This is a genomic window from Deferrisoma palaeochoriense (genome assembly GCF_054656955.1).
Genome location: NZ_BAAHXI010000049.1, coordinates 21,969 through 31,627, shown reverse-complemented (window position 1 = coordinate 31,627; position 9,659 = coordinate 21,969). Strand labels below are relative to the sequence as shown.

Below are 9,659 nucleotides of genomic sequence, written 5' to 3'. Positions count from 1 at the left end.
CCGTTGATATTGTTCTTGCGAGCGGGCCGCTCCGCGGCCGGCGGGGCGAACGCGGCCTCAGGGCGATGTGGTCTCCAGGGCCTCCGCCCAGCGGGGCTTTCCCACCCGCTCGACATCAGGGGTCGGCCCCAGGGCCTCCCGCAACGCGGCCACCGTTCGGCCGAGCACGGGGTGCTCCAGATCCGGGGCGACCTCGGCCGCGGGCACCAGCACGAATCCCCGCTCGGCGAAGCGGGGGTGCGGAACCTCGAGATCGGGCAGACGAACCGTTCGGTCGCCATACAGAATCAGGTCGAGGTCCACGGTGCGCGGCCCCCAGCGCCGTTCCCGCGTCCGGCCCAGGCTCCGTTCGATCCCCAGGAGTTCCCGAAGCAGTGCCTCCGGGGGGAGCCGGGTCGCCAGGAGCACGGCACCGTTCAGGAACGCCGGCTGGTCCGTCACCCCCACCGGAGCCGTGCGGTAGAGCGACGACACGCGCAGGATCCGGGTCTTCGGAAGACGCGCGATCGCCTCGAGGGCCCGGGCCAGGTTCGTCTCCACGTCGCCCACGTTGCCCCCGAACGCCACGAGGGCGCGCACCTCGGCGTGTTCCATCCGCTCCTCCCGGCAGAGATCGGGCGGATCGTAGCACCGCCGCCGAAATCCTGTCCAACGGCGAACGGCCCGTCGGCGGCACTGCCCACGCGGGCCACGGCGTGCCCCTGCACCTGGGCGCAACCTCCCGAGGGTTTCAGCCTGGGAGCTTTAGCGCCTTCCAGCTTCCTCGCTTTCCGGCGCTCCGGCGGAAGTCGCGGGGAAGCGGCTAAAGGCTGCGGGTCGGCCAACTCGCAAGAACAAGAACCTCTCGCTTTCGCCCGCTCACTTGGCCGCCGAAGCCGGGACCACGGGACCGAAGACCGTGCCAGGGGCCAGAAGACAGACGACAGAGGACAGGGGTTCTCTGACCTCCGAGTTCTGAATTCTGGCCCCCGATACCGCAGCCGCTCCCACGGGCTAGCCGACGCGATGACGCCGGAATCCCGAAGGTTCTTAGCCGCCTAGCTGCCGAGCAGCCCAGCCGCCTAGCCGAAGTGACTTGAAGGCTTCCTAGGCCACGAGGCGCGGCCTGTTTGCAAAAACAGTAACTTCCGCTTCAGTTGAGCGGCGAACCACAGACGCCTGGACCACGGGACCGGAGACCGCGAGACCGGCGACCGACGACCGAAGTTACTTGGAAAGGGTTCCGGAGGGGGCGGTCGCGCGCTAGGCTGGATGGCGAGGGAGCGTCTCGGGGGGAAGGAGGTGCGCCATGACCCGACACGAGCTTCTGGAGCGGATCCAACACCTGGGACGGATCCCCACCCTCGAACGGGCCGAGCTCGTCCTGCACGCGGTGCTCGACGGGCTCAAGGCCGACATGAGCCCCGAGGAGGTTCAGCAGGTCGCCGCGATGCTTCCCGCCGAACTGCGCGGGGACTGGGCCTCCGAGATGGGCCACCCCGCCGGCATCCTGGAGAAGGAGGAGATGATCTTCGAGCCGGCGGTCAAGCGTTAGAGCTCGCCAGCAGATCGGCCATGCCGTAAAACCCGTTGGGCTGGTTCACCAGCCACAAAGCGGCACGGATCGCCCCGCGGGCAAACGTCTCCCGGCTGGTGGCGCGGTGGGTGATCTCGACCCGCTCCCCGAGACCCCCGAACACCACCGTATGGTCGCCCACCACGTCGCCGGCCCGCACCGCGTGGATGCCGATCTGCCTCGGCGGACGCCCCTCCCCCAGGCCGTGACGGCCGTACACGGCGTCCGATTCCAGATCGCGGCCCAGGGCCGCCGCCACGGCCTCGGCCAGGGCCAGGGCCGTTCCGCTCGGGGAGTCCTTCTTAAAGCGATGATGGGTCTCCACGATTTCCACGTCGTACCCGTCGCCCAGGGCCCGGGCCACCTCCCCCACCACCTTCAGGAGCACGTTGACCCCGATGCTCATGTTGGGGGCGAGGAAAATCCGGGCCTCGTCGGCCCGCTCCTCGAGCCGGCGGCGATCCTCGGGGCTGAACCCCGTGGACCCCACGACGATGGCCTTGCCGGCCCGGCACACGGCATCCACGTGCCCCACCGAGGCCGTGGCGCTCGTGAAATCGACCACCACACCGGCGTCGGCGAGCGCCGTTTCCAGGTCGTCGCCGATCCGGACGCCCAGGGGGCCGATACCGGCCACCTCCCCCGCGTCCCGGCCCACCGCCGGGTGCGCGGGCCGCTCGACCGCCGCGGCCACCTCGATCCCCTCGGTCTCCCCGATCAGCCGGACCAGGGTGGTTCCCATCCGCCCGGCCGCGCCGGTCACCACCGCCCGGACCATCACGCCCCCTCCTCGAGGCCGTAGGCCTTCAGGGTGGCCACGAGCTTCTCGCGGTTCTCCGGCTTCATCGAGCACAAGGGCAGGCGCATCTCGGGTCCGATGCGGCCCATCCAGGCCAGCGCCGTTTTGACCGGGATCGGGTTCGTCTCGAGAAAGAGGGCCCGCACGAGGGGCATCATCTTGAAGTGGAGCCGGCGCGCCTCGGCCAGGTCTCCGGCCTCGAACGCCCGGATCATTCCCGCCATGTCGGCCGGGGCCACGTTGGACACGACCGAGATGACCCCGCGCCCCCCGAGGGAGAGGAGCGGCAGCACGGTGAAATCGTCGCCGGAGAGCACCGAGATCCGGTCGCCGCACTTCTCGAGCACGTCGCTCACCTGGCGCAGGTCGCCGGTGGCCTCCTTGATGCCCACGATGTCCGGCAACTCGGCCAACCGGGCCACCGTGTCGGGCAGCAGGTTCACGCCGGTTCGGCCCGGCACGTTGTACACGATGATCGGGAACTTCGCCTCCTCGGCGACCTTCTTGTAGTGCTGGTAGAGACCCTCTTGGGTGGGCTTGTTGTAGTAGGGGGTGATGAGCAGCGCCGCGTCGGCCCCGGCGTCCTTGGCGTGGCGGGTGAGGCGGATCGCCTCGGCCGTGCTGTTCGAGCCGGTTCCCGCGATCACCGGCACCCGGCCGCGGGCCTCGTCGACGGCGATGTCGATCACCCGGTTGTGCTCCTCGTGGCTCAGGGTGGCGGACTCGCCGGTGGTGCCGCAGGGCACGATGCCGTCCACCCCCTGCTCGATCTGCCAGTCGATCAACCGGCGGTACGCCTCCTCGTCCACCTGCCCGTTCCGGAACGGCGTGACCAGCGCCGTGATGGTGCCGCGAAACATGGGAATCCCTCCTGCGTGCCTCTACGCTTCGGGTGGGGGCGAACTCTACCAACGGGTCCGGGGCAAGTCAAAACGCGCGCCCGCTCGCCTTCCCCCCTGAACCCTTTGGGATGCCGGCCGGTTCGGGCTCGAACGGCCCGTCCCCCAACGCGAACGCGGGAGCCCTCGGGCTCCCGCGTTCGCGTGGATCCGGTCTGTGCCTGCGGCTCAGTCGCTCGCCGCCGAGCAGGAGGAGCAGGACGCCTTCGATCCGCTCTCCGAGCAGGACGGCTTGTCGGCCTTTTTCTCGCTGGACTTTCCGTTCTTTCTGGCGTAATCGGTGAGGTACCAGCCCGAGCCCTTCAGGACGAAGGAGCTCTGGGAGATGAGCTTGTGCACCGGCCCCTGGCACCGGGGGCACTCGGTCAGGGGGGCGTCGGTGATCTTCTGGGTGACCTCGAACTCGTCGTTGCACCGGTCGCAGCGGTATTCGTAGATGGGCATGGTTCCACCTCCCACATCCAGGAATTCGGAAGCCTCCGGCTCCCGCGGGGCGCCATCTTATAACACCGGTGCCCCCAAGGGGCAACCTCCGCCGACCCTCCGCACCCTGCTCGGCACGGGGGAGGGGGTGACCCTGGGCGGCAGCCTGGTGAACCTGGTGCTCGTGGTCATCAAGGTGGCCGCCGGCGTGCTCGGCCGGAGCTCGGCCCTCGTGGCCGACGCCCTCCACAGCCTCTCGGACCTGGCCAGCGACCTCGTGGTCCTGGTGGGCTACCGGTTCGGGCGGCTCCCCGAGGACGACTCCCACCCCTACGGCCACGGCAAGGTCGAGACCCTGGCGACCGCCGTGGTAGGCGCGATCCTCCTGGCCGCGGGGCTCGGCATGGCGGCCGGGGCGGCCCGCACGCTTTGGACCGGCTCCTCCGGCCCCGCCCCGGGGCTGTTGGCCGTTTTCGGGGCCGGTCTCTCCATCGCGGTCAAGGAGGGGCTCTACCGCTGGACCGCCCGGGTGGCCCGGGAGACGGACAGCCGGCTCCTCCTGGCCAACGCCTGGCACCACCGGTCGGACGCCCTCTCGTCGGTGGCGGCGCTCGCCGGGGTGGGGGGAGCCCGGTGGGGCTGGCCCTGGGCCGACCCGGCCGCGGCGGGCCTCGTGAGCCTCCTGGTGGCCAAGGTGGGCTGGGATCTGGGCTGGCAGGCCCTCCGGGACCTCGTGGACACCAGCGTGGAGCCGGGGACGCTCGAACGGCTCCGGGGCATCGTGCTCGGGGTGGACGGGGTGCGGGGCCTCCACGGGCTGCGGGCCCGGCGGCTGGGCTCGGACGTCGTGGTGGACGTGGACATCGAGGTGGACCCCGAACTCAACGTGGTCCAGGGCCACGAGGTGGCCCGGGCGGTGCGGGCGGCCCTTCTCCGGACGGGCCACAACGTGCGCGACGCCATGGTCCACGTGGAGCCCGTGGGCGCCCGCGACGGCCTGTACGCCCCCTCGGCCCGCAGCGAGGTGGTGGCCCGGAGCGAGGCGCTCGCCCGGGAGGAGGCCGGGGTCATGGGGCTCCACGGGACCCGGGTAGTGCCCCTGGAGACCGGCTACCTGCTCAACCTCGACATCGAGGTGCAGCCCGACCTCACCGTGCGCGAGGCCCACGCGATCGCGCATCGGATCAAGGAGGCGATCCGAGGCATCCCCGGCGTGGCCGATGCCGTGATCCATGTGGACGTGCACGGGGAGTGAGGACGACGCGGCTTCGAGGCAACCTCCGCTGGGAGGCTGGGAGGCTGGAACGCTAGGATGCGAAAATCTTTTCTGATTTGAGCGTCCCCATCCGTCCCCCCTTGTGGGAGCGGCTTCCAAGCCGCGACGTCCGTTCTTTCGGGCCTTTGGCCCCGACCGTGGCGTGGATGCCGCTCCCATACCGGCCCATGTCCCGGGCGGTGGGGCGGCCGACGGCCATAGACCGTTCACCCGCCGACTTCACCCCCCCGACCCGAGTTTGCCAAGCAGCTCCGCGCTCCGGCGCACCTCGTCGAAGATGAGGGCCGAGCTCATGGTGGCGCTCGTCACGGCGTCGGTCTCCGGGTCGAAGGAGAGGGCCCGGCCGGGGCGGCCGTCCAGGATCCTCGCCATCCGCTCCACGTCCGCCTCGGACCAGGGCTCGTTGCCGAATTTCGTCACGTGGATCGGCTCGAACCCCCGGACCGTTCCCCGGGCGTCGAGGGCAATCAGGAAGTGCACGGCGTGGCACACGTCGCACACCGGATCGCGGCTCGAGATCCGGGCAAAAAGATCAAGCTTCTCCCCGCCGGGTGCCACGGCCCGGTAGAACCGCACCCCTTCCACCTCCACCGGCTCCACCTCCACGGGCCGGCCCGCCACGCGAGAGAGGAACGCCCGGGCCCGCTCCGCCTGCTCCTTCCGGGTGAGCCCCAGCGGTGGGTGATGTTCCGTCCCCTCCTCCGGGGTCCACTTCCGGGCGAGGTCGGCCCGGCCCTCCAGAATCACCCGGGACCGGGCCAGAACCTCCGTGTCGCCCTGGAGCCCCAAATGGAAGTCGGCGAGCACCCAGTCTTGGCCCCTTTGCAACAGGAACAGGGTGAACGGGGTCCCGCCGGGATCCCCCAGGTCCATCCACCGTTCGAACAGGGGGTCGGCGGCCATCGGGTACACCGCCCCGAGCTCTTGCCGGAACTTCCGAAGATCCTGGGGCCGGTTGCCCACGCCCACCGCCAGGATTCGCACCCTGCCCGCGAGGTCGCCCTCCTGGACCCGGCGGAACACCTCGGCCAGGTAGGGCACCTGCCGCTGGCAGGTGAGGCAGAACTGGTTGAAGAACTCGAGGATCAGAAGATCGCCCGGGATCTCGGACAGCCGCACCGGTCCTTCCCGGCGATCGAGCCCCAGGGCCGCGTAGTCCTCGGGCGACACGAGCGCCGGGAACTCGAAATCGGGAAACGGCTCACCGATCTGGTGATTCAACTGTCCGCGGCCCCCCGCCGCCAGCGCCTGCGCCGCCATGGCGACGGCGACCAATCCAGCCCAGAATCCCCTGTGTCCCATGGTTCCTCCGTTGCGAAAACACCCTCACTCCACCGGACCCTTCACCACCATGACGGGTTGGTCGGCCATCCGGAGCACCTTCTCGGCCACGCTTCCAAACACGGCCCGTTCGAACCCCGAGCGGCCGTGGCTCGCCAGGAGGATCATGTCGGCGCCCACCTCGGTGGCGTAATCGCAGATCACCCGGGCCGGCTTGCCGTACCGGACCTCCCGGACCACCGGCAACCCGGCCAGATCCTCTCCCCGGAGATAGTCGTCGAAGGCTCGCTGGGCCCACTCCCGGACCTTCTGCTCCAGTTCCTTCCGGTCGGGCAGTCGCACGTGAAAGGTGCTGGGCAGCTCGTACTCGGGAACCACGTGCACGAGGTGGATCTCCGCCCCGCACCCCTTCCCCAGGCGCACGGCCGCCCGCAGGGCCAGCTTCGAAAACGGGGAAAAATCCACAGGAACCACGATGCGTCGAAACGAGTCCATGGTGGCCTCCGCCCATCCCCCTGTGGTAGAAACCGCCCCGCCCGAGGCCCTGCAAGGGTATCTTCCGTTTCGCGTCCGTCAACCCGAGGTGAACCGTGCGACTCGTGTACTCCCCCGAGGCGATTCGGCAGGCCACGATCGAGCTTGCAAACGCGATCAATAAGGACTATAAAGGTCATCAAATCCACCTGATCGGGGTCCTGAAAGGGGCGTTCATCTTCCTCGCCGACCTGATCCGGTACCTGGAAGTGCCCTGTTCGGTGGACTTCGTGCGGCTGTCGAGCTACGGCTCGGGCACCGTGACGAGCGGCCACGTGAAGGAGCTCCTGCCGCTCCAGGACCCGATCGAGGGCCGCCACGTGATCGTGGTGGAGGAGATCGTGGACTCGGGCACCACGCTCTCCAAGCTCCTGGCCGATCTCGAAGCCCGACGCCCGGCGAGCCTCAAGGTGTGCACGCTCGTGGACAAAACCGGCCGGCGCGAGGTGGAGATCCCGGTCCACTACCGGGGCTTCCACCTGGAAGACGGGTTTCTCCTGGGCTACGGGCTCGACCTGGACGAACGGTATCGGAATCTGCCCGGCATCTACGTGATGGAGGAGGGGGACGAACTCCCCTGATGTTGGGCCCCAACCCACCGAAGGAGGTGCGTCATGGCGACCTGGGTATGCCCCGACTGCGGTTACGAGCGCGATTCCCGCTGCAAGCCGAAGAAGTGCCCCACCTGCGACAAGCCGGTGCAGTTCACGAAGAAGGAAGAGAAGTAGCTCCGCAAGGGGGCGGCCGAAGGGCCGCCCCCTTCAGCTTGTGCCCTCTCCCTTACCGCGAAACGCCCCGAGGATCTCGCGAACCTCGTCCTCCCCCACGTCGTACCAGTTCGCGTAGGCGTCGGCCACCGCAAACGGCGTGCCCTCCCGCAGGTTCGCCACGACCACCCGGGGGACCCGGGCCGCAAGACGGCGCGCGGCGTCCACGTGGGCCGTGGGCACCGCGACGGTGATCGGGCCGGCCCCCAACCAGCCCAGGGCCAGGACGGCCGCTTCCATGGTGACCCCCGAGGCCAGCCCGTCGTCCACGAGCACCACGGGCCGGTCCCGGACATCCGGGGGGTCTTCGGTTCCGCGAAGCTCCCGAAGGCGCCGGGCCACCTTCCGCCGGGTCCGGGCGACGCCCCGCTCCCTCTCCTCCGGGTCGATCCGGAGCCACCGCACCATGGAATCGTTCACCAGCACGCTTCCGTCGAACGCCACGGCCCCATAGCCGACCTCGGTGTTCCAACCCGGGGTGATCTTGCTCACCACGGCGAGATCCAGGTCGAGCCCCAGCTCCCCGGCGATCCGGGCCGCCACCGGTACCCCGCCGGCCGGGATCGCAAGCACCAGGGCCGGGCCCCACCGAAGGTCTCCCAGCATCCCCGCCAGCACCCGGCCCGCCTCGGCCCGATCCCGAAACACCCGCACCCGGTTTCGCAACTCCTCGAGGAACTCCACACGCCCCATGGTATTCCTCCGGCGGCCAAGTAGACACGATCGGGGCCATGGGGCCTGCTGGAGCGCCGGGCGCGGCCCCTTACCTCGCCGCGCCCTCACCACGCCCGGATCGCTTGGGAACCTCCGGAACGCCCGCCACCGCCGCCCCGGGCTGCCGAGCCGATAACGGCATGGAGAGGCGCGGCGATCGGGTGCCGCACTCGCGCCCGGCCGGAAGCAGGCCCCATGGCCCCGCGATCTCCTCGCGCGCCTCTATTCAGTCGAGCCCCAGCAACGGGTACGCCCGGCGCTCCTCCCGGCTCCACAGGGACAGCCCGGCCCGGCCGCCCACGGTCTCCACCGCCACGATGAAGTCCGGGTCGTCGAAGGTGACCCGCCCCGGCCGGCCCCGGGCCGCCAAGGATTCCAACAACACGGCGTCGAGCCGCTGCTCCTCCTCCTGGCTGGAAAGCCGCTTCTTGTACCCCCGGCGGTGCATCCGCACGTGGAACGTTCGGCCCTCCAGCGCGTCCACCCACCGGAGCACCGCTTCCCGGGACCGGTCGCGGAACTCCTCGGCCGAGCCGAAATCGAAGGCCGTGTCCGCCGGGACGACCCGGGCAAGGCAGGCCACCAGTCCCGGCGCGTCCCGGCCCATGGCCGTGAGCTCCTCCAGGACCCGGCGGGGCTCATCGGCGGCCAACACCAACACGTTGTAGTACCCGGTCTTCTCCACCCGGCCCCATCCGCCCAGAAGGTCGAGGGCCCGGGCGAACCGCCCCTCCTGCACCGTCGCCACCACGTTCCAGTCCATCGGAAACCTCCGGTTCGGGAGTCGGCCCACGGAGGAGAGCGTCCGCGGGCCCGCGGGCCGGATTGCGGGACGCCGCCTCGCCGCCTCGCCGCCCAGCCAAACCCAGCCTAGCGCACCCGCTCGCGGCCTCAAGGGCTTGTGGACCCGTAAGGAGTCTGGAATCCTCTCCGGTACCGTGGGCCCCGTTCGTGGCGGCGACCACCAAACCCGGGAGGAGCCAACCGGTGCGCAAGGCCCGGCAAGCCGGCGACGGCCGGTGGTACGTGGTGGAGACCGAGGGGGGCATCGACCGGATCCGGCCGGCCGACTGGGGGCCCGACCGGAACGGACACTGGCCCGTGGTGGAGGTGGAAGCCCGTTCCCTCGGGGTCGAGATCCCGTGCCCGGCCTGCGGCACACCCTGGACGCTGGAGGAGATGGACTTCGTGTTCGGACGGGCCTGCCGCCGCGGGAACGACCTCCTCGCCCTGGTGCGGTGCCGGCACTGCCGGTTGCCCCAGCGGGTGCGGGGGGTGGGGTTCGTGACGGCGTACCCGCGGATCGTCCGACTGATGGAGGGGTGGTCCCCCTGGCCCCGCCGCGAGCGGGAGTTTCGGGCGGAAGAGCGCCGGCTGTTCGGGCCGGAGGACGAGGACGGCGGGCCGTGAG

13 protein-coding genes are annotated in these 9,659 nt (G+C 70.3%); 5 read left to right on the top strand and 8 right to left on the bottom strand.

The features are described 5' to 3' along the window. Positions 1–57: 57 nt before the first annotated feature. On the bottom strand, positions 58–594 hold the full coding sequence (gene folK / locus ACYQ8L_RS13290; RefSeq protein ID WP_459942290.1) for a 2-amino-4-hydroxy-6-hydroxymethyldihydropteridine diphosphokinase: 537 nt from the start codon (positions 592–594) through the stop codon (positions 58–60). A 694-nt stretch (positions 595–1,288) separates the two neighbouring features. Between folK and ACYQ8L_RS13285 the strand changes: the two genes are divergently transcribed. Beyond that, a complete protein-coding gene (locus ACYQ8L_RS13285) occupies positions 1,289–1,534 on the top strand; it encodes a DUF2267 domain-containing protein (RefSeq protein ID WP_459942289.1) in 246 nt (81 codons plus the stop codon). Here ACYQ8L_RS13285 and dapB read toward each other — a convergent pair. The 3 genes from dapB to ACYQ8L_RS13270 all read right to left on the bottom strand — a co-directional run bounded on the left by dapB (position 1,524) and on the right by ACYQ8L_RS13270 (position 3,697). Further along, positions 1,524–2,333, bottom strand: a complete 810-nt coding sequence (gene dapB / locus ACYQ8L_RS13280) for a 4-hydroxy-tetrahydrodipicolinate reductase (protein ID WP_459942288.1) — start codon at positions 2,331–2,333, stop codon at positions 1,524–1,526. The genes ACYQ8L_RS13285 and dapB overlap by 11 nt on opposite strands. Further along, the gene (gene dapA / locus ACYQ8L_RS13275; RefSeq protein WP_459942287.1) at positions 2,333–3,214 is read right to left on the bottom strand and encodes a 4-hydroxy-tetrahydrodipicolinate synthase; all 882 of its coding nucleotides are present in this window, start codon (positions 3,212–3,214) and stop codon (positions 2,333–2,335) included. Before dapA ends, dapB begins: the two co-directional genes overlap by 1 nt. A 207-nt stretch (positions 3,215–3,421) precedes the next feature. Next, positions 3,422–3,697 carry an FmdB family zinc ribbon protein gene (locus ACYQ8L_RS13270; RefSeq protein WP_459942286.1) on the bottom strand — a complete coding sequence of 92 codons (276 nt, stop codon included), beginning with the start codon at positions 3,695–3,697 and terminating at the stop codon, positions 3,422–3,424. 127 nt (positions 3,698–3,824) lie between these two features. Here ACYQ8L_RS13270 and ACYQ8L_RS13265 point away from each other — a divergent pair, with 127 nt between their 5' ends. Beyond that, a complete protein-coding gene (locus ACYQ8L_RS13265; protein WP_459942285.1) occupies positions 3,825–4,931 on the top strand; it encodes a cation-efflux pump in 1,107 nt (368 codons plus the stop codon). A gap of 240 nt (positions 4,932–5,171) precedes the next feature. Here the strand turns inward: ACYQ8L_RS13265 and ACYQ8L_RS13260 are convergent, their stop codons facing one another. Then, the gene (locus ACYQ8L_RS13260) at positions 5,172–6,254 is read right to left on the bottom strand and encodes a TlpA family protein disulfide reductase (RefSeq protein WP_459942284.1); all 1,083 of its coding nucleotides are present in this window, start codon (positions 6,252–6,254) and stop codon (positions 5,172–5,174) included. A 24-nt stretch (positions 6,255–6,278) separates the two neighbouring features. Then, a complete protein-coding gene (locus ACYQ8L_RS13255) occupies positions 6,279–6,728 on the bottom strand; it encodes a universal stress protein (RefSeq protein ID WP_459942283.1) in 450 nt (149 codons plus the stop codon). 95 nt (positions 6,729–6,823) lie between these two features. On the opposite strand from ACYQ8L_RS13255, the gene hpt reads away from it, so the two are divergent. Next, positions 6,824–7,348 carry a hypoxanthine phosphoribosyltransferase gene (gene hpt / locus ACYQ8L_RS13250; RefSeq protein WP_459942282.1) on the top strand — a complete coding sequence of 175 codons (525 nt, stop codon included), beginning with the start codon at positions 6,824–6,826 and terminating at the stop codon, positions 7,346–7,348. A gap of 33 nt (positions 7,349–7,381) precedes the next feature. Continuing rightward, positions 7,382–7,495, top strand: a complete 114-nt coding sequence (locus ACYQ8L_RS13245) for an RCKP-type rubredoxin-like domain-containing protein (RefSeq protein WP_459942281.1) — start codon at positions 7,382–7,384, stop codon at positions 7,493–7,495. A gap of 33 nt (positions 7,496–7,528) precedes the next feature. Here ACYQ8L_RS13245 and ACYQ8L_RS13240 read toward each other — a convergent pair whose 3' ends face one another. Beyond that, positions 7,529–8,227, bottom strand: a complete 699-nt coding sequence (locus tag ACYQ8L_RS13240) for a phosphoribosyltransferase (RefSeq protein WP_459942280.1) — start codon at positions 8,225–8,227, stop codon at positions 7,529–7,531. Between the two features lie 247 nt (positions 8,228–8,474). Next, on the bottom strand, positions 8,475–9,011 hold the full coding sequence (locus tag ACYQ8L_RS13235; protein WP_459942279.1) for a hypothetical protein: 537 nt from the start codon (positions 9,009–9,011) through the stop codon (positions 8,475–8,477). A gap of 224 nt (positions 9,012–9,235) precedes the next feature. Between ACYQ8L_RS13235 and ACYQ8L_RS13230 the strand changes: the two genes are divergently transcribed. After that, positions 9,236–9,658, top strand: coding sequence for a hypothetical protein (locus ACYQ8L_RS13230; RefSeq protein ID WP_459942278.1), 423 nt, complete (start codon positions 9,236–9,238; stop codon positions 9,656–9,658). Position 9,659 lies beyond the last annotated feature (1 nt).